Source organism: Reichenbachiella versicolor, assembly GCF_003171675.1.
GTDB classification, from domain to species: domain Bacteria; phylum Bacteroidota; class Bacteroidia; order Cytophagales; family Cyclobacteriaceae; genus Reichenbachiella; species Reichenbachiella versicolor.
In genome coordinates this window covers 144,943-169,127 of sequence record NZ_QFZQ01000009.1, presented here as the reverse complement: position 1 = coordinate 169,127, position 24,185 = coordinate 144,943, and the positions used below count along the sequence as shown (strand labels likewise).

The window sequence follows — 24,185 nt, the reverse complement described above, 5'->3', positions numbered from 1 at the left end:
ATTTTTCCAAGATGTCTTTTAATACTGAGTTACTAAAAAAAATCTGTGAAGCACCAGGTGCTCCGGGATTTGAAAACGCAATCCGAAACCTTGTCATAGAAGAAATTAAAGACCATGTAGACTCGTATTCGGTCGATAATATGGGAAATGTTATTGCCGTCAAGAAAGGCAAAACAGACAAGAAGGTGATGGTTGCTGCCCATATGGATGAAATTGGATTCATCGTAAGTCACATTGACGATAAAGGTTTCATTCGTTTCCAAACATTAGGAGGTTTTGACCCTAAGACGTTCACTGCCCAACGTGTAATAATTCACGGAAAAGAAGATGTAATGGGGGTAATGAGTAGTAAACCTATACACATCATGAGCCCAGAAGAACGAAATAAAGTAGCCAAAAAAGAAGATTACTTTATAGATCTAGGCATGTCAAAAGAGGATGTTGAAAAACTTGTATCTATAGGAGACCCTATTACCAGAGAACGGGAATTAATTGAAATGGGCAACTGTGTTAATTGTAAATCAATCGACAATAGGGTTTCAGTATTTATTCTTGTTGAAGCATTGAAAAAAATAAAGTCGCCTGCTCATGATGTATATGCCGTATTCTCTGTTCAAGAGGAAGTAGGTCTCCGTGGTGCAGAAGTAGCGGCACACTCTATCAATCCTGATTTTGGAATCGCTCTTGATACTACTATAGCTTATGACCTTCCTGGTGCTCAGCCTCATGAATATGTTACAGAACTAGGTAAAGGAACAGCAATTAAGATACTAGATGCTATGACAATTTGTGACCAACGTATGGTCAGGTTCCTTAGAAAAACTGCAAACGAAGCCAAAATCCCATGGCAAAATGAAATATTGGTAGCCGGTGGAACTGACACAGCGGGACTTCAAAGAAAAGGTAAAAATGGTTCCATTTCAGGTGCAATCAGCATCCCAACTCGTCATCTACATCAAGTAATAGAAATGGCAGACAAAGACGACATCAACGGATCCACTGACTTATTAGTAGCCGCTCTTGAAAAGATCGGAGAATACGATTGGAGTTGGAAATAGTCAAACTTTAGTTGATCCAAAAAAGGCTGCTTCACCATACAGTAGCAGCCTTTTTTATTATAAAATTAATAGCAGTCAATTAGTATTCAAAATCGGCTTTAAACCTCATACTACTTAATGTATTATCCATTCTATTCCAGTCACCTTTTACAGTTCCAGAAGGCCAAGGACGTCCATTAGAATCATGAGAATAATAATCGATAGACAAGGAACTCTTATACCAAGACTCTGGATCCAAGTATATAAATCTTCTGTATCCGGAAAAGTTATGATCTTTATACATTGTAATACGCACATTCAATAGATGTGAGGCGTTATAAAAAGAAACAGAACTTACTTTATCATTTGCACGTGAAAATCTCCCTGAAAAATTAAAACCTTCTTCAACACCTTCTTCAAATATTTGAGCCAATCCTAGTTCATGTGAAAAAAATTTACGTGAATAATTCGGGCCATCATAGAAGGTAAAGTATATAGTATGATCTACAATCTCACGATTCCTTTTTGAACTCTCATTAAAACGAATAATTGCATTTTTGTTTAAATCTCTAAAATAGTTCTCTAACTCAACCTGTGAATCAAAATAATAGATATTCAGACCGTTTGACCTGTAATAATCCACATGTACTATTTTTTCGTCTTTTAGGATGTTTTCGAACAAAAAATACTGTTCATTTTCTATAAACTTTTCAATTCCTTTTTTATCCGTGTAACTACTAAGTTCATAAGTTTTCCCCTTGTAAACGTGAGGTGTAGTATTGATTTCGTTTGGAGAAAATTCTATCGACTCTTCTTTAGATTCATCATTACAAGACTGAAAAAAAATTGTTGCGAATAGCAACAAACACAATACTAGTTTGTTTTTAAAATGTGTCATTAGTTTATTTTTGTTTATTTGTTATCAGTTAAGTCTTGGACTTTGCTTGTCCAATAACATTTACAAGAAATACAGTACTAAGGATATAATTAAATGTCTCAACACGTCTTTTAATTGAGTGGCACGAATCTAGTACCACCTTCTATTCTTTACAACGGTATGAACTGATTTTTTCAAAATTTCAATCTAAGAATAGAAAAATTAAAAGCTAGTTGATATAAACTATTGATTTGACTGTTTTACATAGCGTATTATAGTTTTCATCTTCGACACAAAACAGAACTGTGACCAGTTTTTGAAAGATAGTTTTAGATTCTGTGATTTCAAACTAGATAAATAATGGTAGTGTTCTTAAGATATACCAATTTTAAAATTATATACCTCTCTTAATCGTGAGTTTTTCACAAAAAAAATTGACTTGCTCTTAACTATACAAAATAACCTAGTTTTCTACTCCCAATATGGCTTGTCTGGGTTAATTTAGATTAAACCATTGACCGTTTAATTGACTTATCAAAGTCAAATTTTTGGTAAAAAAATTTTATGATACTAATACTTGAGCGGCTAAGACCTATAACACCATTTTTACTATTTGTAAGTAAGTATTACTTTCTTCTATTATGTTTTATTTCAACTAAAATTTGAACTAACCATAAAAAACAATCTTTTCCATCTTAGTGAACAACTTTATTTTTAATTTTATATGTAAACACAAGGTAAATTAGATCATCAGTTGCTCAGTATCTAATGAATCTCAATTGATAAATAGTAGGCTTAAAACTGATGTTTTAGGCCTGTTATTTTTAAGTACACAACGAACCAATGTTAATCTAGAATTTCTCCCGTATACTCTTCAATCATCGTCACTACGTCCAGAACAAAATCTTCTACAAACGATTGAGCATCTTCAGAGGAGTCATCTTTATAAACCAATGTAATCTGTTCTTGACTTGAATCGTATCCAATATCAGCAATTGCTACATTATTTATTAATATATCAACATCCATAGCATCTGCAATTTCTTGATCCGTTGGATCTTCCAACTTGAACAAACTGGATAAATCAGAGGCAGATACAATTTTCATATAGTGCATTTTCAACTCGAAAGTCAAACTCTTGATATCATCTTGCGTCAAATTTTCGAAAGTGGATTGATTCAACTCAGCATTCACTGTGATTTTAACAGATTCCTGCCCACCTTCTATCAAAGCTAAACTTGCCTCATAGTTCATTCCCTCTTTTGACATGACAAGCTTCACTGTAACTGGATTAAGATAGATATCGGCTTCTAAGTTAGTTACAGTGATAGAATCAGAAGCATTAGTATCCACTATCGCGTACGAAGCAGACACCAAGCCAATTTCGACCATTTTGATACCGTCATTTGAAAACGAAACATTACCAGTAATAGGCAAATAGTAATCATCTTGATTAGCTGTAATTTTTTGATCAACATAATTACTAATAGTCAATACTGCGTTGAGATTAGGCTCATATTGACTTGACGGAAATTGAAATTCAATCATTGAAGTAGAAACTAATTTTCTAGTCCACATACTGTCTTCTTTATTGAATGTATATGTACCCCCGAACTTAACTAGATCAAGTCTAGAGATTTCATCCCCGCCTTGTACTTCTAATAAATTCGCTTCCAAATTTTCAGTAAGTGCATCAATCCAAAGGGTCTCGGGAAACTCTCCTGCTCTTAAACTCAGCATTTCATCCATTATCATTTCCATACCGTCTCCTTTTTTGAGGTTTCGGATGGTTTGATAAGTAGCATCCATGGCAGCTATCATGTACTCTCTATCTTCAGCTACTGTAGTAGGGTCACAAGTGTCACCAATACCATCACTATCAAAGTCTGCTTGATCTTCGTTAGCAATCTCTGGACAATTATCGGCATAATCATAGATGCCATCTAAATCGGTATCTATTTCACATACATCCCCTATCCCGTCACTATTCTCATCCAATTGGTCTGGATTGGGTGTCGAAGGACAATTATCAATTGTGTCTTCTATGCCATCTTCATCTTGGTCGAGCACTTCTTCTTTTCCTCCACATGAAGTGAATAGAATAACAATAGATATAAAAATTATAAAGTAATTTTTTATTATTTGATTGGAACAATACATTGGTATCAGGTGTTATAAGTTGAGTATAAATACAAAAATACCAATTATAAACATCTCATATTTAAGCATATACAACACATTCATCCATCAATAATTATAACTCATCGAAAAACAATGGTGTACAAAACCTCATCGATTTGAGGGTGCATTCGCACCTAATAAAATTATCTAGATTCTGTCCCTCCTTGATGAAGCATTAAAACCTGATATTGTATTAACCTTACTGATTAAAAGGTCATTGAGCTGACTTGACTAAATTTTAAATAATTATGAAAACGCTTGTAGCATTTCTTTTTGTTTTGATGATAGGTTATCAATCAAACGCACAGTCAACTGGAGAAATCAATAGAATGAAAGCTGCTGAATTTGAAGCTGACTTAGCGAAAAACTATTTCAAATTAAAAAAGGCTAAAAAAGAGAAGTTTTATAAGCTAAGGCTTGAAACCAAAAATCAATACGCGGCTTATGTACAGCAGAAAAAAAAGGGAGAAATCACTCCTGATCAATTCAAAGAACAAGTAAGAGACTTTTGGAATGTACAACGCAAAATGTACGCGGATTTTCTGGGAGTATCAGAAGCTGAAGTAAACAACTTCAACAAGTATGCTAACGAAGAAAGAAAGAAGCAAAACGGATAAACTAAGAAACTTTCTCACTAATCCGAATCAACAGATTTGATCGTTGAGAAGATTTTTTATTCGCTGCTAAGTATATTCGAGCAAAAAATATCAGCAGCATGGGAATTCGATCCATACTCAGCAAACCTTTCGCCAACTACATATCCAAAGAACAGCAAAAATGGTCAATGAATGCCGTCCAAGTTCAAGACGACATCATGAAAAAAATTGTAAAAAGAGCAGCCAATACGCGGTTTGGTAAGGATCATAAATTCTCACAGATTAATAATTATCAAGACTTCAAACAAGCAGTACCTATTGGGGACTATGAAGTCATAAAGCCGTATGTTGAAAAAATAAAACTAGGAGAAAAAGACGTACTTTGGCCAGGTCAACCCGCATATTTTGCTAAAACCTCTGGCACTACCTCTGGTACTAAATACATCCCAATCACTAAAGACTCCATCCCCAATCATATCAATAGTGCTAGGAATGCTTTGTTGACTTATGTAAACAATTCTGGAAACAGCCAATTTCTTGATGGGAACTTAATCTTCCTCTCTGGAAGTCCGATAATGACAAAAACAACAGGAGTTCACACAGGAAGACTATCCGGAATAGTAAACCATCATGTACCTAATTACCTACGTTCTAACCAGATGCCCACCTACGAGACTAATTGTATAGAAGACTGGGAAACGAAAGTAGACACCATAGTAGAAGAAACGTTCAGCAAGGATATGACCCTAATCTCAGGGATTCCTCCTTGGGTTCAGATGTACTTTGATAGACTAACCGAAAAATCAGGGAAGGCTATTAAAGATATATTTCCAAACTTCTCTCTTTTCGTGTACGGTGGTGTAAACTTCGAACCATATAAAGGAAAAATATTTGAAAGTATAGGAAAAGAAATAGACTCTGTTGAAACCTACCCTGCATCTGAAGGCTTCATTGCTTATCAAGACACACTCGAAGACCCCGGGCTTTTAATGCTTCTAAACTCTGGAATCTTTTTCGAATTCATTCCTGCAGATGAATATTTTAATGATGCCCCTACAAGGCTTAGTATTGGCGAAGTAGAAATAGGCGTCAATTATGCCTTGATCATTAATAGTAATGCTGGACTCTGGGGATATTCAATAGGTGATACCATTCAGTTCGTTTCTAAAGACCCATATAGAATATTAGTAACAGGGCGCATCAAACATTTCATCTCAGCATTTGGTGAGCATGTGATAGGACAGGAAGTTGAAAAGGCTATGAATTATGCACTTTCATTGAATAAAGAAGCAGAGTTAACTGAATTCACAGTAGCCCCTCAGGTCACGCCAGAATTAGGACTACCAAGACACCAGTGGTTTATAGAGTTTGAAACCCCACCTTCCGATATGGCGAAATTCAGATCAGATCTGGATCAGCGATTGACTGAGTTAAACACCTACTATGAAGATCTTATTACAGGAAGTATTCTAGAAAAATTAGAAGTTATTTCTTTGAAGAAAAACAGCTTCATAGACTACATGAAATCACAAGGTAAACTAGGTGGTCAAAATAAGGTTCCAAGGCTATCTAATGACAGGAAAATTGCAGATAAGTTGATCAAATTCAAAGTATAATCCTATATCATCATACTACCTATGTATGACAAGTTTCTTTATTACTTTCGTTCCTAAATTGCTTATACACCAATTAGAATGTCAAAAAAAGTCATTTCCATTCTCGGCTCTACAGGCAGCATCGGCACACAGGCCTTAGAAGTTATAGAAGCCAACCCTGACAAATTCGAAGTAGAAGCTATCTCTGCTTATAATAATGCAGACCTGCTCATCGAACAAGCTAAGAAATTTAATCCCAATGTTGTAGTTATTGGCAACGAAGACAAATATGATGAAGTATTCACCGCTCTTGACCCGCTAGACATTAAAGTTTACGCTGGCGAAAATGGCCTTTGTCATATTGCAGAGATGGAAAGAGTCAATATAGTACTTACTGCTTTAGTAGGATATGCAGGTCTTAAACCTACACTTAGAGCCATAGAGGCCAATAAGGATATTGCTTTAGCCAATAAAGAAACTTTGGTGGTTGCAGGAGAATTGATCAATAAGATGTTGGAAACTTCTAGGTCACAAATTCTCCCTGTGGACTCGGAACACTCAGCCATTTTTCAGTGTTTAACTGGTGAAGTTGGAAATCCTATCGAAAAAATAATTTTAACAGCATCAGGAGGCCCTTTCAGAGGTAGAAGTCGTGAAGAGCTTATCAATGTAACGAAAGCTCAAGCTTTAAAACATCCTAATTGGGAAATGGGGGCGAAAATCACCATTGACTCCGCCTCAATGATGAATAAAGGACTTGAAGTAATCGAAGCCAAGTGGTTATTTGGTTTGTCTGATGATCAAATCGAAGTAATCGTTCATCCACAGTCAATTATACACTCAATCGTTCAGTTTGAAGATGGATCTATGAAGGCTCAAATGGGACTTCCTGACATGAAGCTTCCTATCCAGTATGCCATGACCTACCCTCACAGAATAAAAAGTACTTTTCCTAGGTTCAATTTTATGGATTACCCATCTTTGGCGTTCGAAAAACCAGACCTTGATACTTTTCGTAATCTAGGGCTGGCGTATGAGGCGATGAAACAAGGTGGAAATATGCCGTGCATATTAAATGCCGCAAATGAGATCGTTGTTGATGCCTTTCTAAAAGACAAAGTTGGATTCCTCCAAATGTCCGATATCATAGAACAGTGCATGAACAAAGTATCGTTAATCACGTCTCCAAGTTTAGAAGATTATGTAGCTACCGACGAAGAGAGTCGTAGATTGGCTATTGAAATATGTAATTGATGGAAGGAATAATTATGGCTGCCCAGTTAATGCTGGGACTTTCAATTTTAGTAGGAGTACACGAAGCAGGTCACCTTTTGGCCGCAAAAGCCTTCGGTATGCGAGTAGAGAAATTTTCTATAGGCTTCCCTCCTAAAATATGGGGATTTCAGTATGGTGAAACGGAGTACTCTTTCGGAGCTATTCCTCTTGGAGGCTTTGTAAAAATCACAGGAATGATAGACGAGTCGCTCGATGTAGACTCTATGTCAGCAGAACCAGAACCTTGGGAGTTTAGATCTAAGCCAGCTTGGCAAAGGCTCATCGTTATGATGGGAGGTATCATCGTTAACGTCATCACAGGTATTATCATTTTTGTTTTGATGACATACAGTCAAGGAGAATCGTTCTTGACAAAAGAAGAGCTTAATAAACATGGTATAGTTGCATACAAGCTGGGTGAAGAAATTGGATTCAAGACTGGAGATAAAATTCTAAAGCTAAATGGTAAGGACTATCAAAAGTTTTCTGACCTTATCAATACTAACATTATTTTGGACGATAAGTCTTACTATACTGTAAAGAGAGGTGAAGAAATCTTAGAAGTTTCGATACCAAAGGGCTTCCTAGATAAGTTTGCAGATAAAAAGAAATATGATGGCTTATTCATAGGACCACAACAACCATTCAAAGTAGGAAGGGTAATCATAGGCAGTAATGCTGACAAAGGTGGATTAAAAGCCAACGATATCATTCTTGCTGTTAACGACACTACTACAAACTACTTTGCTGATTTCAAGTCGATTCTTGCTAGAAATGCTGGAAAAGAAATCAAAGCCGAAGTAAAAAGAGAATCAGGTTCTACCGAACTGCTAAACTTTGAGGTAACTGAAGAGGGTACAATAGGGTTTGAATCTATGGTAACACTTGAGTTTGGACATGCCGACTATACATTTGGAGAATCTGTAAGCAAAGGAACCGCACAAGCTTTCAATGTAGTCTGGGTAAACATACAGGCTTTTGGTAAAATATTCAGAGGGGAAGTTTCTCCAAGTAAATCTTTAAGTGGCCCAATCGGAATTGCTCAAATGTTCGGAGGGACATGGAATTGGACCAAATTCTGGAGTTTAACAGGGCTGCTTTCTATGGTTTTAGCATTTATGAATTTCTTGCCTATTCCTGCATTGGACGGTGGTCATGTAGTATTCCTAACTTACGAAATGATCTCAGGTCAAAAACCTTCTGACAAATTCTTGGAAAATGCTCAGAAAGTAGGAATGGTATTACTTCTAGGACTGATGGGATTTGCCATCTTTAATGATATTTTCAAGACATTCTTTTAACAAAGATTTGTCTCTAAAGTCAAAGCCCTTTTCAATTCAGGTTGGAAAGGGCTTTTTGTTTGGTAGCATTTGATACAAATCTCCTCTTCTACATCAACTAGTATTGCTTAACTTAAAACCCGAGTTACTAAGACTTCATCCCATGAAATATCTACAACTAGTTGCGTTACTTCTTTCATTAGCATTATTCAGCTGTACACCTAAGAAAAACAGCTCTTTCGAACAAATTGGAAATATTACTCCGGAAGTACTGCGTCAAGGTGAAACTATAGTTCTGTCACAATGTATAGCATGCCACAATGCTCAAGCTTCTGAAATCGGCCGCATAGCGCCTCCAATGATTGCCGTAAAAAGACGATACTCCTTGGATACTCCTTCATTTGAGGTATTCAAAAACAGAATTAGCTTATTCATGAAAGACCCATCTGAGAACAGGGCATTGATGTATAATGCTGTTCGTAAATTCGGAGTGATGCCTAAACTTAGTTTTACTGACAATCAACTAGATGCTATCTCAGCTTACATCTACTATACGGAACAAGAAAAACCTGAGTGGTTTGATGCTCACTGGGAAGAAAGTCATGATAAGATTGATAACGAAGAGGAGTCTAATGATATGACCAAGCTAGGACTGCAATTAGCTATGAAAACGAAAAAAGTACTGGGTAAAAACCTAATGAAACAGATTAACAACAATGGGACTATTGCAGCGTTGACTTTCTGTGATGAGAATGCTTACCATCTAACCGATAGCATGTCTATGGAATTAGACACAGATATCAGCCGTGTTAGTGACCTGCCTCGCAACCCAGATAATCAAGCAAATAAAAAACAGCTTGAATATATCGAAATTGCTAAGCAAGCACTGGAGGATGGTAAACCAATTATACCTCTATTGACTGAAGACGAAAATGTTGTCACTGGCTTTTACCCAATTATCACCAACAAAATGTGTCTGCAATGTCATGGCACACTTGGTAAGGAGCTAAAATCAGAAACCCATGCCAAAATCAAGGAATTATATCCTAATGACTTAGCTATAGGCTATAAAGAGAATCAACTTCGTGGTATTTGGGTAGTGGAGATGATAAAATAACTCTACCTACAGTTAACTCGAACCCGCGAGAAGAAAATTGACGCTCGTTTTTCTTGCCGACGGATGAGGGAGTAAAAATTGGAGCAGTTTTTCGTCCCTCAGCTGGATTCATCAAAAATGACGCCCATTTTTCTTCCCTCACGCAGATTTACTAAAGCTGACTCCTAATTTTGTTCCCTCACGCAACTGCAAGAAAAATGACGCCCATTTTCGTTGTCGCAATCCGGCGGCAGCAAAATCAAGAATTTTTTTTGTTGTCGCTGAGCTGCGACAAACTATAGATTACCGTACTCTTCTATTTCTCTGAACTCGCTGTGATTCTCGTTCCATAACAGTGATAAACTTGTTTGGAATCTTAATTTCAACTTCTGTTTTTTCCCCTGTAATGGGATGATCAAACCATAGTTTGTCTGAACAAAGTAATAATCCCTTTCCTTGTAGAACATCTTGATTCCCCGAATAGAATTTATCACCTACCACTGGATGACCAATTTCAGACATATGAATACGAAGTTGATGCGTTCGTCCAGTAACTGGATATAAGTTAACTAGTGTCAAAGCTTTATACTTTGCTGAAGGTTTAGAAGTTAACACTTCATATTCACTAGTACTTTTCTTTCCGTCTATTGGCTTTTCGATAGTGCCTTTTGACTCTTTCAACTTGCCTATCACTACTGCTTTATAGCGCTTTCTAATCTCTTTGAATTGAAATTGCTTTCCCATTGCTACCTGTGCTCTGTCAGTCTTGGCCACCATCACTAAACCGCAAGTAGGTCCATCCAATCTATGCAATGGACGAATCATTTCAAGAGCATCTGGTTCCTTTGAAGGCTTAAGATTATAAGGTAATGCATTTTCTAGTGTCTTAAACTGATTTCCATTGACAGGAATTCCACCAGGTTTATTAAGTACTGCAAGATGCTCGTCTTCATATATTACAGGAATTTTTTCCTGATAGACTTTTCGTTTAGGCGTAGCCTGTTGTCTTCCCTTTTGACTAAATGTGATTTCATCACCTGAAAACACTCTTGCATCCCAATTGACCTGCTTTCCATTGACCTTCAATTCACCTGACGCAATAGCTTTTTTAGCTTTAGCTTTTGAAGCCAACCATTTAAAAACTTTAGGGGCTAGAAGATTTAAGAATTGAGGTTTTCCGCCTTTGGGAACAATGTACGATTCTGTCATGAGACAAAGTTAAAACGCTTTTACCTACTCTCATTTAGTCATTCGATTGTTTCATGTTTTCACAATAAATTCGCTCTTATGAAAAACCTCAACGCACTTTACGCTATCATATCTTTATCCGTTATATGTTCCGCTATTGCTATGATATTGCATATTCCTGGTTACAACGCTTTCTCTCTCATATTTAAGATGTCATTTCTGTTAGCAATACTTGTGTTAAGCTATGACAATGCCCAATTGAGAAAGAGGGTAAAAGAACTCGAAGGAAAGAGAAAGAAATAATTGACTCTGTAAAACCAATCAACAATCGTAAGCACTATTTACTGAAAAAGCCCTAAACCAAGTTCAGGGCTTTTAAATGTTATTACTTATAGGCAGCCTTAGTGCTTTAGTGCTCTATACTATTAAGTCATATTGACCTTAAATATTAAACCTACGATTAATAGAACTTCTGTTCATCATCTGGCTCTTCATCAATCCCTGACAGCATGCTTCCTAATAAATCATCAATTCTAAGACCTTCGTCTAGACTATGCTTACTTAGGTAACTGTACTCCACCATCGCAAACAGTACAAATTCCATTAAGAAATACTTAAAGTTCTTATCCTTCGTACCTTTAATTTCTTTGTCTACTATATCAGCTAATCCTGGAACCTTATTTAGCTCGTTTTCATACTCTGACTGACTATAATCATTGACCAAATCAACTAAATTCCCATTACCGAACCAGTTCGCTATTGCTTTGTATGGGTCTTTTTGATCTTTCGCTTTACGGACTTGGTCTGGATCAGAAAAGTAATCAACGAATAAAGTTCTAATGGCCTTTCCTATTAAGTTTTGTGCGACAATAGTTGCCCCTTCTTGCTCTCCTTCATAGACCAACTCAATTTTCCCAGTAATGGATGGAATGACACCTACAAAATCAGATATTCTGACATATCCTGTCTTTTCTTTGTTCTTGAACATACGACGCTCTACTGCACTCACTAGATTTTCGTAAGCAGTAATGGTCAGTCTAGCTGATACACCACTCTTCTCATCTACATATTCACTAGAGCGAGCCTCTATCGCTATTTGCTCAATGATCATTTTAGACAGCTCATTGAACTTTACATTATCCGTAGGTCTCTTATTTGCTTCTTGCTCAGTAATTCTCAGACTAGTTTCAATAGACTTGGGATAATGCGTAATAATCTGACTTCCCAATCGATCTTTGAGAGGAGTCACTATACTTCCTCTATTCGTATAATCTTCAGGGTTGGCAGTGAATACAAACTGGATATCTAAGGGAAGTCTTAGTTTGAAGCCTCTTATCTGAATATCTCCTTCCTGTAGAATATTGAAAAGCGAAACTTGAATTCTCGGTTGTAAATCTGGAATTTCATTGATGACAAAAATACCTCTATGTGTCCTCGGTACAAGCCCGTAATGAATGACTCTTTCGTCTGCGTAAGACAACTTCATGGAAGCAGCTTTGATCGGATCTACATCACCTATCAAGTCGGCAATAGATACATCTGGAGTAGCTAGCTTTTCCGTAAACCTTTCGTCCCTCTCCAACCAAACTACTGGTGTATCATCTCCTTTTTCCGCTATCAAATCCTTAGCAAAATCGGTCAAAGGATCCATAGGATCGTCATTTAGCTCACTTCCTCCTACTACCGGTACCACTTCATCTAGAAGGTTGACCATCTGTCTAGCGATACGAGTTTTGGCTTGACCGCGAAGACCCAGAAGATTGATATTGTGTTTAGATAAAATAGCTCTCTCCACATCTGGAATGACCGTATGCTCATACCCCCAAATCCCTTCAAACACATTAACATCGTCTTCTATTGATTGAATAAGGTTGTCTCTTAGTTCTTCCTTTACGGTTTTAGGTGTATAGCCAGATTTCTTGAGCGCACCTAGTGTATTGATTGATCGTTTTTGATCAATGGACAATTTACTGTAGTCTGCCATTATAGATTTTTTCGTCTGTTTCTTTTAAAGTCTTCAAATACCAAGTGTCCCAATCCCTGTAAGTCGCTGTAGTAAGCATTACCATTATTCACCTCGGTAAATTGCTTCACGAACTGCTTTAAGTATGGATCACTGGCGATCATGAACGTAGTAATCGGAATGCCAAGCCTACGACAGCTTGCTCCAAGGTTCATGGTCTTGCTTATAATTTTGGGATCTAGGCCAAAACTGTTTTTATAGTATTTCAAGCCAACTTTCATACACGTAGGCTTACCATCCGTGATCATGAATATTTGCTTGTTTTGATTCTTTCTCTTTCTCAAAATATCCATCGCTAACTCTAGTCCAGCGATGGTATTGGTATGATATGGACCTACACTGAGATAAGGAAGATCCTTGATATCGATCTGCCAAGCATCATTTCCAAAAACGATAATATCTAAGGTATCCTTTTTGTATTTGCGAAGAACTAACTCTGCCAGAGCCATAGCGACTTTCTTAGCTGGAGTGATTCTATCTTCTCCATAAAGAATCATAGAGTGACTGATGTCTATCATTAAGACGGTAGAGGTCTGAGTTTTGAACTCACGCTCTGTTACTTCTATATCACTTTCTCTCAGCTCAAAATTGTCGAATCCATGATTGATCTGTGCATTACGGAGACTCTCTGTCATCGCAATGTCTGCTGGAGAATCTCCAAACTGGAAGTCTCGCAAATCTACTCCTCTCTCCTCTCCTTTTCCTGTATTGAAAGTATCATGAGACCCTTTACCTCCCTTTTTCAACTTTCCAAAGATCTCTTCGAGCGCACTCTTTCTGAAATCATTTTCCGTCTTAGCTGTGATAGACATTTTTCCGTCAGCAGGATTCTCCTTCAATAGGCCTTCTTTCTTTAGGTCTTCGATAAAGTCCCCAATCCCGTAATCTTCCGTAGTGATATTGTACTGTTGGTCAAGGTTGGTCAACCAACTCAAAGCTTCCTGAGGATCACCTGATGTAATCAATAGTAGCTCACGAAATATCTTGTATAGTGATTCATAGGTATCCTTTCCTTTGTCTTGGTCAGGTATGAAATGTGTAAATCTGTGACCGATCATCTCAGTAGTGGGTAAAATTCATGTAATCTTAACTGAATCAAACCGAAATGGTTTGGGTTGACTGTAGAAAAGTAGTTGAATTTAATGAGTAATAGAGATAATGGACCATTTAGTACATTCTATTCTCTATTATATACGGTTAAATCAATTCATTGGAATTAGGTGCTTTGCAACAATGAATAATAAACTTTGATTAAAGTCCTATCTAGAAAAGAAATGCACAAACGGTAAAATACAACTACCGATACCCACAGTGTCTGCATCCACTACCACAGCAATTACCACGCATCAAGTGATATAATTCGGTAAATACTAGAAAGCCATTTTCAAAATAATAGTGTCTACCCTCCTCTTGCTGTGCTGGATATTCAGGAAATTCAAAGTTTGACTTAACCAAATCCCAATCAGCTTTGGTATCTACATCGACCAACTCTGGAAGAGTAAAAATAGATAGCCCTATCTTATTCGCTTTGTCTATGGTCTGATCAAAAACTCGTTCAGTACTCCATTCTACTTCATCAAAGAGCTCTGAATGATGCTTTTGCATCCCTAGCAAGTAATACCCTCCATCGTTAGCTGGACCGATTACCAAATCATTGTCATCCAAAGCAGCATAGGCTTGTAGGAGAATCTCACTTGTCAATTCAGCACAATCACTTCCGATGATTACTATTTTCTGACTCGAAGGAGAGACAGTGGCAAATGCATGACTCATTTTTTGACCTAAATCACCTTCTATTTGAACGTACTTGTCATACTTTTTCCATGAGTCCGTCTCGGTAATGTTGGAAGAATAATGTAACTGCTTCTGGACAGGAAGATTTTGTGTAATCAAACGAGTATGTGCCAAAAGCATCTTGTAGATATGTAGTGCTTTTTCATCTCCAATATCCTTTGCCAGTCGAGTTTTTACCTTACCCAGCTCTGGATTCTTGATGAATATGATTAGTGTACTGTCAGACATTTGAAAGGTGTTTTCGCGATTGTACAATGTCATAGAATACAGCTAACCCAACTGCTAAATATTCAATACCAATCATCAAAAAAGGATGTTCATATCCATTCGCTGTATACCCTAAATAGCTCAGAAAAATAAAGAAAGACCAAACTAGAGGAAAACGGTAACCTGTGATAACTGATAGTCCGATAAGAGGTACTATGTACCACGGATGCACGGTGGTCGCTACGAGCAACTGAATACCCCAGACTACAGTAAACGTCAATGCTAATGCATCTTTTTTACCATATCTCGTGAGACAATACACTAGTATCAAAAGCCCTCCAACGATTGTCAATATTGGACTAGCTACTTGAATAATGTCGTAATTCACTACTTTAAACCCAATGAATCTAACCAAAAAGAAAATACTTGCATTGAACTCAAAGCTTCTAAAAAACAAGTCTAAACTGTTCATCATGCCATGAACCAAAGAGGCATTCCATAATGGAATGAAGCATAGAATAACAACAGAAGTAGTTATGATAACTAATTCAAAAAATCGTTTCCAATCCAATTGACTTAAAAAAGCAGGTATCAATATCAGTGGAACCAACTTCACTGATATAGCCAACCCTATACTAGCACCCGACAACATTACCCTACCTTGGCTAATAGAGTAAATTGATAATAATACGAAGAACAGCATTATTCCTTCAAAGTGTAGGTTTCCTACCAGCTCAAGAATAACTAGTGGATTGAGTGCATACCATGATATTCTGTGGACATATTTAATGAGCAAGCAGAGTATGATCATTATTCCCAGATCAAACACCAGAAGAACAAACCTCATGATTAACACAGAGATCGACAAGCTATTACCATTAGCAGAAAGCCAGAAGACTAACTGACTAATTGGAGGATAAATGGTAAAGTAATCTTTAGAGTTAAGAGAATCATACATTTCATCTTGCTGGATCAATCCTTTGGTATGGAGCTCAGACGGGATAGAAGAAAAAGGATGAATTCCTTCATGGATCAATTGTCCATCCCATACAAACCTGTAAAAATCATCAGAGAGACTAGGCGTCCCGAAAAATAGAAGCAGCCTAACTACTATCCCTATAATAAAGACTTGTTTGAATTTGAGTTGGATTTTGGATAATAGAAGAAATCCAGAAAACGAAACTATATAGGCACCTATAAGCCTCCATCCTTGATCACGAGGTACATAATAATGAATCAAAATGATCCCTAAACTAAGTAGTAGTACCCCGATGACTTTTTTAAGCATGCCTCAGTGCTCTGATAGAATGTACAAAGATAGCAGAGAAGCCAAGTGTCAGCATTACATGGAAAATGATCATGATAAAATCATCCATATGGAATGCCATAAGGATACCAAATCCAAAGTAGCAAGCTAGTAACCCTTCGACAATAGTCTGCCAATCCAGTCTCAGTTTAATATACCTATTACCTATCCAACTATCTTTTTTGGAAAGAATATTGAATTTCGGAGTTCGGATAAAAGCAGTTTTCTTACCCAGAAGGCCTTCGGCTACTGCCAATGAATTGTGAAAAGACAAACCAAGCGATATAGTTAAAAACACAGGAAACACTTTGAAAAAGTATCGTTTGGGATGCTCTAGACCGAGCACCTGCGTAGATGTATAAAAGTATGCAGTGACCGATAAAAAGCCAAAGAATAAAAAATGCCCAAAAGCCTTCAATGAATCAAAAACAGGGTCTTCAACCTTAATCAACAATACTGGAATACTTAGCAAGGCAGCTGCAAACAGATAAAGAAAAACGCTGCTGTTGTTGAGATGAAAGAAAGCATGAAACTTAGTCATCAATGTTCTATCTGAGCGCAATACCTTTCCTAAGTTCTTGCGAGCAGTTTCTGCCGCTCCTTTGTTCCATCGAAACTGCTGGGATTTGATAGCTGGCATAATTACCGGAAGTTCTGCAGGTGATTCTACATCTTCAGCATACTGAAACTTCCAACCTTTGAGCTGTGCTCGATAGCTAAGGTCTAAATCTTCCGTTAAAGTATCTGCAGACCAACCGCCAGCATCTTCGATACAAGCCTTGCGCCAGATACCAGCTGTCCCATTGAAATTGATAAAACTCTGTGCCGAGTTTCGTCCAGTTTGTTCTACAGTAAAATGTGCATCAAGCCCAAATGCTTGCATTTTAGTCAGTACTGAATAGTCTTTGTTCAAATGAGACCAGCGAGTTTGAACACATCCAATCTTAGAACTCTCAAAATATGGAACTGTTCTTTTTAAGAAACTAGGGTCAGGCACAAAGTCCGCGTCAAATATTGCTAAGAATTCTCCTTTAGCACTTTTAGTCCCATACGCCAATGCACCAGCTTTGAAGCCTACTCTATCACTGCGAAAAATATGTTGGATATTATAACCAAGTAACTGGTATTCTTTGATCTTTCTAGCTGCTAGTTCTATACTTTCGTCTGTAGAATCATCTAGAACTTGGATTTCTAATTTGTCTTTAGGGTAGTCTAGCTGAACTACACTATCGATTAGTCTTTCGATAACATACTTTTCATTGAATACTGGCAACTGAACTGTTACCATAGGGTAGTTTTTCAGTTCAGGGACAGACTGCTTTTTCTTTTTGGATCTGAGGTACAAGTAGGTCAGATGTAACTGACTCATGCTAAACATAAATACGAATAGCAAGCATCCACAGTACACTCCCACTATTATCCAAGCTACTACCATATTTCCTTCAAAATTGTCGTGATAATCTTATGCCCTGCTAGAATAGTTCCTTTGACAGTACCAGATATCTTTGATGTACCTATTCGGTTTCTATAGTTCACAGGAATTTCGGTTGTATTCATCTTAAGTTTAGTAGCCTTGACTTGCATTTCTACTGTCCAGCCAAAGTTCTCATCCTTCATATTCATTTTCAAAAGACTATCAAACCTTACAGCTCTGAACGGTCCTAAATCAGTAAACTTATATCCATAGAAAACACTTATCATTCTAGTGGCTAACCAATTTCCAAAGACCTGAGGAACTGTCATAGCACCAGATTCCATGTCCCCTAATGCTCTAGAGCCTATGACTAATTCACTTCCTGATTTAATCTCTTTTATCAGTTCAGTCATATGTTCGGGATAGTCACTATAGTCACCGTCCAAAAAGACAACTGCATCTGGTTTTTCGTCTTGACTTTTGATGAAATCTATTCCCTTCAGACAGGCTTTACCATAGCCCTGCTGGGACTCATGCAATACGATAGCACCTTTCTCTTCTGCTACAATTGGAGTATCATCCACAGAACCATTATCTACTACGATTATATTTCTTACCAAAGCCTTTGGTATATCATCGATGACTAGGCCTACTGCATTTTGTTCATTAAGTACTGGAATGATGACGTCTACTGTCATTCGTATGCTGCTGTGAATTGAGTACCTGAGTTACTTAAATCCTTTGAAGATTTAAAGAAATCTCTTCGCACTGAAGATCTATTTTTCGCCATTGCTGCTAATTTGACTAGCTATAACAGAGAACTTTGCTTTTTAGTTCAATCGTTTGGGTAAGGAATGAATACAAAGTTGGTAAACTTCTCATCTACAACGAATAAGCAACAAAATTCATCTGCATCTTTATAGGCTTCTTGGAAATCTTTGAGGCTTTCTTCTGGTACAATATCTCTCTGAATGAACTCATCGATGTACGTCACATGATAATTCCATTCATTTTCCATTTCACCTTTTTTGATCAAAGCTTGACCTAGAGGGAGGTTATCCTTGGACACTGGAAATATTGGGTATTCTGAAAATCCTCTGGACCTGATTTGATAAGAAGCTTCTTTTAGATTGTCACAAACCTTTACAAAATCTGAAGAGATTGTACCTAGATATTTACCGCTTAGTTCTGGATCGTTATTCATCGCGAAGTATAAAATTAAGGCTGCAAAGTTCTTAAAGTTTCGCTTCTTTTCAAGACAAGTTCTGAATTCAAAAGAACTTGTGCCTACTTATAAAAAAAGAGGCATGCTTAAATAAGCATGCCCCATAGTAACCCGACATGTTACTGGCATTTTAAAATATTCTGATTATTCCTCTCCCCAGTAATCCAAAACCAAAAGATCTGTCATCAATGGTTTGTTCTTATCTACTAGTGCTAGATGAGCTGGATGTGGAATATAGTTATCTCTAGACTCTTTGTCTTTGAAAGTCACAGTGAAGCAGTGAGTCAAATCTTTAGTAAAACCTTCAACACTGACATCTTTACCACCTTCGAAACTAATGATACCAGGTACTTGATCTTTAAGAGCCATAAAATCTTTGATAGCCTGCTCCTGTCTCTCTGGAGTGATCTCTTGCTTGAATGTAAATGCCACTACGTGACGTAGTACTGGTTTTTTAGACTCACTACACGAAATGATCGTCAGTGAAAAAAGTAGAGTCGCTGCTATTAATGAATAGTTGAGTTTCATAATTAATTGAAGTTATACTGTTTTTAATCTTTTTCTTTTATTCTGTCCAGTCGATAGGATACAAATTCACTACCTGCTACAGACCCAATGAATAAGTAAAGCTGATCATTGATCACCTGTCCAGCTAAACCATAGTATACAGGAAGTCCTGTTTTTATTTTACCAGCATCGTATAGTCTACCTTGCTGAGTCAACGCAAATAATTGGATACTTCGATTGTCGCGAGTAGCCACTGCGATCAAATCATAATATTCGTCAATAGGTAATCTATGTAACCTAGTCTGCGCTTGGATCATAGTCTCATTGTCATCGATAAATACTGATCGAGGGATCAATTCTCCTTCCTTATTCAGCATAAAAACACTTACTGCATCTCCATGATAATAGTATGATTTACGATCTTTCACCCAAGGAGTAGGTTTGTAATAGCTATGATGTCTATGACCTACCACTACGAAATTCCACCCCTGAATCGAACTTGAAATAACTGGATAAGTACCATTGAGAAATCTCGTATCACTATCTGCGATATTGCTGATATTCTTGAATGTTCCATCTTCAAATACCTCCCAGCTACTTAGACCATTGTCATGGAAACCTCCAGTCATCAAGATAGTTCGTCCGTCTATACGATGAATGGACATACCTATAATCCCATCTGTAAATATCTCCTGATTATCAGCAATTGATTTGACATGTGTCAAACTTCCATCTTTGCCGATCTTGAAAGAAGACATACCGCGAGTAGGTCTTTCCAATCCCCCAGCAAATAGATAAGAGGCTTCTTTCATATGGATGACTTGCAGCGTAATAATAGTTCCTAGATACGTCTCTGGGGTATCTTCTATTACGAAAACACTTTTGAGTGTTCCATCATTATTTATCTTGAAAACTTCGATAGCATTCCCTCCTTTGAGTCCAGCAAATAGATAGTCTTGGCCGTCTATGGTATCAGCTACTAGCCCTCTGATAGTTTTCTTACCTCCAGTGACTACATAACTAGCCAGCGGTTTCATTTTGGCTTTTTCGCCTACACTGAATACGTCTATTTTATTTCCGTCTCCCGCTGAATAAGCAAAGTGCTTTGAATCTATCTCATAGATGATACAAGTGACTGTATTCTGTGAAGTACTTACTCTACTGACCTCATTTATATCATACTTGGGATGATCGTAAGTGTGTTTAGGTTGTGCTTGTGTGACTCCTACCAAAAGCAATAGCAGAGTAGAAATCCAAAATGGCTTGTACATAAATATGGGCTTATCTTATTTCTTCAAAATGATTTTGGATGCAGCAGTAGCAATGTCATGATCCTGCTCTATAGTACCTCCGCTGATACCAATTGCTCCTATAATATAACCTGCTGAATTGTAAATCGGAACTCCTCCTGGAAAAGTGATTAGTCCATCATTGGAATGTTCTATGTGATAAATAGCTCCACCCGGCTGTGCGATTTTGCCAATTTCACCAGTAGGTGCATTGAAATATCTGGCTGTTTTAGCCTTCTTGATGGCTACATCAATGCTTCCTAGATAGGAATTATCCATTCTCAAGAATGACTTTAAGTTGGCTCCAGCATCTACAACTGCGATATTAACTACTACTCCTTCTTTTTTAGAAAGACGGTTGGCTTCATTTACGATTAACTGCGCTTGGTCTGCTGTAATATCTCCTGGAAGCTGCTCTTGAGCATATCCTATAAATGAGCTAAGCAACATAGCTGTAGCGAAGAAATTGAAATAAACTAGTTTCATGTTTGGTATATTTTCAAATAGAGTTTTGATGTAAAATCAAGCCTATAACAAGGTTTATGATTTGATCCGATCACAAAGCTTGTCTGGTTCTATTAGAAAAACATTGAACTAGTTCAAGAAACGGGCTTCTACTTGCCTTCCTTCATTCTCTTTTTGCGGAGTTTGCTGACGAATTCTTGTGTAATACCTAAGTAACTGGCTATATCCTTATTGGTGACGCGCTTAGCGATGTTTGGATATGTATCTAGAAAGTGACTGTATCGTTTTTCAGCACTCCAATTGAGGTTTCGGACGACACGTCTCTGCCAAGCTGCTACAGCTGTCTGTGCCATGATTCTGAATAAACGCTCTATTTCTGGAGCTTTTGTATAGAGCTCTTCTTTATCCGATTTGCTGATGAATAAAACTCTACTGTCTTCTAGCGCCTGTATATACAACTCAGAAGGCGTAGCATTCAAAAAACTATCAATCTCCATGAGCCACCAGTCCTCCGCTGCGAAGTAGAGTATAGATTCTTTTCCTTCTTGATCGGTCGTCGAGACTTTGAAACAGCCTTCGATGACGAAACCCTCCATCCGACAGATCTCTCCTTTCTTGAGAACAAATTCGCGTCTAGCTATATCTCGACTTAGGAATGCAGAACTAATGGTCTCCCAAGCGGCATCTGTTAGTTCGACGTATTTTGAAAAGTTACTTTTTAGGAGGTTGAGATCGGTAGATAAAGTGTTTTTCATTTGACTAGATTTTTATCCTGGATCAAATAGCTTGGTCGTATAGTATTAGGGTTTCTCCAAGTGTTTAGTTCGTTATACAATTCGGTATCATCCTCTTTGACATTATGCATAAAGGATCTCCAAATATCCTCTCTTATCATTGAGTACCAAGGGCTAATCTTAAAAACCTTATGATTTAAATCAAATATTTCCCCTGAATAATAATAAATTGTTTTCACGGGGACTCCATAAGCTATTCGCCAAAGTCGTGAAGTGGGGAGTTCATACTCCGGCAACCACGGTAGTGCGTCTTTTCCCGTTCTAAATGTGTAGTACTCTGCAAATGACTTGTGAACAATCAGTAATTCGGGTTCTACACCAAGTGCCTCAATCTTTTTCGTCAAGACTTTATACTTATTATAGGGAGGGTCCAGCTTATCAGATGGATACCTTATAGCTGTATGTACACCACCTACTATCATCAGCAGGAACCCGATATACTTCATCCATGTCCGAATTTGAAACCTGAAGTAAGACAAGGTAAGAGAACCTATAATAACAAAGCCCATCAAAAGACGGTAAGAGAGACTCGTAGGTGACCACTCCAAAATAGGCAAGGTCAAAAGAATAAATAGACCGAATGTGACATACCAGTAATAAGAGGTCTCTTCTTTGACTATCGCAATGATGAGTATCACTAAGAATAACAGGTTGATCAATACAATTTCAGTAGTCCACGAAATTGAAATTGACTCTTTCATTAGCTCTATGAAAGATAGACTAGGAATGGAAGCTTGATTAAATGCAAACCCTTCTCGGTCAAAACTAAATGAAGCTAAAAGCTCTGGAAAAACTACTAATAGTGCTAGAAAAGCCATGCCTCCAAGGAACAGATACCTCGAATATGCAGGCAATAACCTAAAGACTAAAAACAAAGCCACTAGTACGATAGAAAGCCCTGCTGTCATTTTATGTATGAAACAATTGACTAAGAAAATCAGGGCGACTTTTACATATTGCTTTTTAAATAGGAACTCTAAGAGGAAGAGTAGCCCTATAAACCCCAAAAGGTTTTTAGGGAACTGTGCTCCTACATAGGTGAGCATAGGACTGAATAACGCAATACCAGCTACTAGGTATTTAGCATCTGATTTTTGATTTTGAATCGCTGCTAGTCGATATAGCTGGAGAGAAAAAAGGCCAACTATCAATGCTGATATGGTTTGATAGGTCAATTCATAATCCTGTACTAAGTAGTATACTCCTAGGAGTAAGGGATAAAAAAGGGAAAGTCGATTAGAGTGCATGGCACCCTCTTCTATATAAGATTTGATTTGAATGATATAGAAGTATGCATCCCAGCCGTTGGCGAACGATGAGTGACTGTGGTAGGTGTAAAATCGAAATAGAAAGGATATGAAAAATAGGAATAGGCTAAACCAATGATAGGATAGCCATGTTCTTATTTGTAACACTACTGACACTCTACTTGGAAATTTGAAACGGCATATTTCTTAGCAGTACCAAAGTTGTAATGCCACCATTCACTTCTGATGGGCGTAAATCCGAATTTCATCATGCCTACCTTCAATAGCTTTCTGTTTTCAATCACCTGAGCGGGTAAGTCACTATAGGCATGATGGGCTTTTTCTCCGAAATAGTCAAAGTCCGTCCCCATGTCTAGTTCCTTGCCTGCCTGGTCTACTAGTGTGATATCTACTGCTCCTCCACGATTGTGGATCGATCCGTATTTAGGATTGGCTACATAGCTAGAGTTGGGCATGACTTCCCACATCTTTTTCTGGACATCCAATGGTCGATAGCAATCATAAAACTTGATTCTAAGCCCTTTGGTTTTGAAGTAATTGTTAGCCTGTATCAGTGACCTTGCGACTTCTTCTCTGATGATACAGTCTGCACATTTATATACTTTTTCCTTCAAAAAATTGTTAGCTGTAGCATACCTCATATCATAGCGAAAGGTAGTGTCCAACGCTTCTAGTTTTACAAAACTCCCTTCTTGACTCCATGCTGTAGTAGTGGCTGTAGCATATAGACATACAGTACAGATAATTATGACGGCTTGTTTGTTCATA

At 37.5% G+C, this 24,185-nt stretch carries 22 protein-coding genes; 6 read left to right on the top strand and 16 right to left on the bottom strand.

What is annotated here, in order from left to right; genetic code table 11:
* The first annotated feature begins 11 nt into the window (after nucleotides 1-11).
* A complete protein-coding gene (locus DKG80_RS17675) occupies nucleotides 12-1,058 on the top strand; it encodes a M42 family metallopeptidase (RefSeq protein ID WP_109832706.1) in 1,047 nt (348 codons plus the stop codon).
* A 79-nt stretch (nucleotides 1,059-1,137) separates the two neighbouring features.
* On the opposite strand, the gene DKG80_RS17670 is transcribed toward DKG80_RS17675, so the two are convergent.
* Both DKG80_RS17670 and DKG80_RS21470 read right to left on the bottom strand, forming a co-directional pair.
* The gene (locus DKG80_RS17670; protein ID WP_162555960.1) at nucleotides 1,138-1,935 is read right to left on the bottom strand and encodes a hypothetical protein; all 798 of its coding nucleotides are present in this window, start codon (nucleotides 1,933-1,935) and stop codon (nucleotides 1,138-1,140) included.
* An 825-nt stretch (nucleotides 1,936-2,760) separates the two neighbouring features.
* The gene (locus DKG80_RS21470) at nucleotides 2,761-4,074 is read right to left on the bottom strand and encodes a thrombospondin type 3 repeat-containing protein (protein ID WP_109832704.1); all 1,314 of its coding nucleotides are present in this window, start codon (nucleotides 4,072-4,074) and stop codon (nucleotides 2,761-2,763) included.
* A 269-nt stretch (nucleotides 4,075-4,343) separates the two neighbouring features.
* Here DKG80_RS21470 and DKG80_RS17660 point away from each other — a divergent pair, with 269 nt between their 5' ends.
* From DKG80_RS17660 to DKG80_RS17640, 5 genes are all read left to right on the top strand, one after another.
* On the top strand, nucleotides 4,344-4,712 hold the full coding sequence (locus DKG80_RS17660; protein WP_109832703.1) for a hypothetical protein: 369 nt from the start codon (nucleotides 4,344-4,346) through the stop codon (nucleotides 4,710-4,712).
* A gap of 98 nt (nucleotides 4,713-4,810) precedes the next feature.
* A complete protein-coding gene (locus tag DKG80_RS17655; RefSeq protein WP_109832702.1) occupies nucleotides 4,811-6,307 on the top strand; it encodes a GH3 auxin-responsive promoter family protein in 1,497 nt (498 codons plus the stop codon).
* A 78-nt stretch (nucleotides 6,308-6,385) separates the two neighbouring features.
* Nucleotides 6,386-7,540 (top strand): 1-deoxy-D-xylulose-5-phosphate reductoisomerase, encoded by a 1,155-nt coding sequence (locus DKG80_RS17650; protein WP_109832701.1) that lies wholly within the window; start codon nucleotides 6,386-6,388, stop codon nucleotides 7,538-7,540.
* Entirely contained in the window at nucleotides 7,540-8,862 is a 1,323-nt protein-coding gene (gene rseP / locus DKG80_RS17645; protein WP_109832700.1) for an RIP metalloprotease RseP, read from the top strand. The genes DKG80_RS17650 and rseP overlap by 1 nt, the downstream gene beginning before the upstream one ends.
* Nucleotides 8,863-9,004: 142 nt before the next feature.
* Nucleotides 9,005-9,958: a c-type heme family protein gene (locus tag DKG80_RS17640; protein ID WP_109832699.1), complete on the top strand. Its 954-nt coding sequence runs from the start codon at nucleotides 9,005-9,007 to the stop codon at nucleotides 9,956-9,958.
* Between the two features lie 282 nt (nucleotides 9,959-10,240).
* Here the strand turns inward: DKG80_RS17640 and DKG80_RS17635 are convergent, their stop codons facing one another.
* The 14 genes from DKG80_RS17635 to DKG80_RS17570 all read right to left on the bottom strand — a co-directional run bounded on the left by DKG80_RS17635 (nucleotide 10,241) and on the right by DKG80_RS17570 (nucleotide 24,184).
* Complete coding sequence (locus DKG80_RS17635; protein WP_109832698.1) at nucleotides 10,241-11,146, bottom strand: RluA family pseudouridine synthase; 906 nt, start codon at nucleotides 11,144-11,146, stop codon at nucleotides 10,241-10,243.
* A 439-nt stretch (nucleotides 11,147-11,585) separates the two neighbouring features.
* Nucleotides 11,586-13,109 (bottom strand): sigma 54-interacting transcriptional regulator, encoded by a 1,524-nt coding sequence (locus tag DKG80_RS17630; protein WP_109832697.1) that lies wholly within the window; start codon nucleotides 13,107-13,109, stop codon nucleotides 11,586-11,588.
* A complete protein-coding gene (locus tag DKG80_RS17625; protein ID WP_109832696.1) occupies nucleotides 13,109-14,206 on the bottom strand; it encodes a vWA domain-containing protein in 1,098 nt (365 codons plus the stop codon). Before DKG80_RS17625 ends, DKG80_RS17630 begins: the two co-directional genes overlap by 1 nt.
* A gap of 238 nt (nucleotides 14,207-14,444) precedes the next feature.
* Nucleotides 14,445-15,170, bottom strand: a complete 726-nt coding sequence (locus DKG80_RS17620) for a TIGR04282 family arsenosugar biosynthesis glycosyltransferase (RefSeq protein WP_109832695.1) — start codon at nucleotides 15,168-15,170, stop codon at nucleotides 14,445-14,447.
* Nucleotides 15,163-16,437 carry a glycosyltransferase family 87 protein gene (locus DKG80_RS17615; protein ID WP_109832694.1) on the bottom strand — a complete coding sequence of 425 codons (1,275 nt, stop codon included), beginning with the start codon at nucleotides 16,435-16,437 and terminating at the stop codon, nucleotides 15,163-15,165. The genes DKG80_RS17620 and DKG80_RS17615 overlap by 8 nt, the downstream gene beginning before the upstream one ends.
* Entirely contained in the window at nucleotides 16,430-17,824 is a 1,395-nt protein-coding gene (locus DKG80_RS17610; RefSeq protein WP_317048737.1) for a cellulose synthase family protein, read from the bottom strand. The genes DKG80_RS17615 and DKG80_RS17610 overlap by 8 nt, the downstream gene beginning before the upstream one ends.
* 59 nt (nucleotides 17,825-17,883) lie before the next feature.
* Nucleotides 17,884-18,567 carry a glycosyltransferase family 2 protein gene (locus DKG80_RS17605; protein ID WP_109832692.1) on the bottom strand — a complete coding sequence of 228 codons (684 nt, stop codon included), beginning with the start codon at nucleotides 18,565-18,567 and terminating at the stop codon, nucleotides 17,884-17,886.
* A 137-nt stretch (nucleotides 18,568-18,704) separates the two neighbouring features.
* The gene (locus DKG80_RS17600) at nucleotides 18,705-19,073 is read right to left on the bottom strand and encodes a hypothetical protein (RefSeq protein WP_109832691.1); all 369 of its coding nucleotides are present in this window, start codon (nucleotides 19,071-19,073) and stop codon (nucleotides 18,705-18,707) included.
* Nucleotides 19,074-19,238: 165 nt separating this feature from the next.
* On the bottom strand, nucleotides 19,239-19,622 hold the full coding sequence (locus DKG80_RS17595; RefSeq protein ID WP_109832690.1) for a Dabb family protein: 384 nt from the start codon (nucleotides 19,620-19,622) through the stop codon (nucleotides 19,239-19,241).
* Nucleotides 19,623-19,645: 23 nt separating this feature from the next.
* On the bottom strand, nucleotides 19,646-20,872 hold the full coding sequence (locus tag DKG80_RS17590; RefSeq protein WP_109832689.1) for a stress protein: 1,227 nt from the start codon (nucleotides 20,870-20,872) through the stop codon (nucleotides 19,646-19,648).
* Between the two features lie 15 nt (nucleotides 20,873-20,887).
* Nucleotides 20,888-21,376, bottom strand: coding sequence for a GlcG/HbpS family heme-binding protein (locus tag DKG80_RS17585; RefSeq protein WP_109832688.1), 489 nt, complete (start codon nucleotides 21,374-21,376; stop codon nucleotides 20,888-20,890).
* A gap of 128 nt (nucleotides 21,377-21,504) precedes the next feature.
* On the bottom strand, nucleotides 21,505-22,110 hold the full coding sequence (locus DKG80_RS17580) for a Crp/Fnr family transcriptional regulator (protein ID WP_109832687.1): 606 nt from the start codon (nucleotides 22,108-22,110) through the stop codon (nucleotides 21,505-21,507).
* On the bottom strand, nucleotides 22,107-23,573 hold the full coding sequence (locus DKG80_RS17575; protein ID WP_162555959.1) for a hypothetical protein: 1,467 nt from the start codon (nucleotides 23,571-23,573) through the stop codon (nucleotides 22,107-22,109). The genes DKG80_RS17580 and DKG80_RS17575 overlap by 4 nt, the downstream gene beginning before the upstream one ends.
* Nucleotides 23,564-24,184, bottom strand: a complete 621-nt coding sequence (locus tag DKG80_RS17570; RefSeq protein ID WP_109832685.1) for a M15 family metallopeptidase — start codon at nucleotides 24,182-24,184, stop codon at nucleotides 23,564-23,566. The genes DKG80_RS17575 and DKG80_RS17570 overlap by 10 nt, the downstream gene beginning before the upstream one ends.
* Nucleotide 24,185 lies beyond the last annotated feature (1 nt).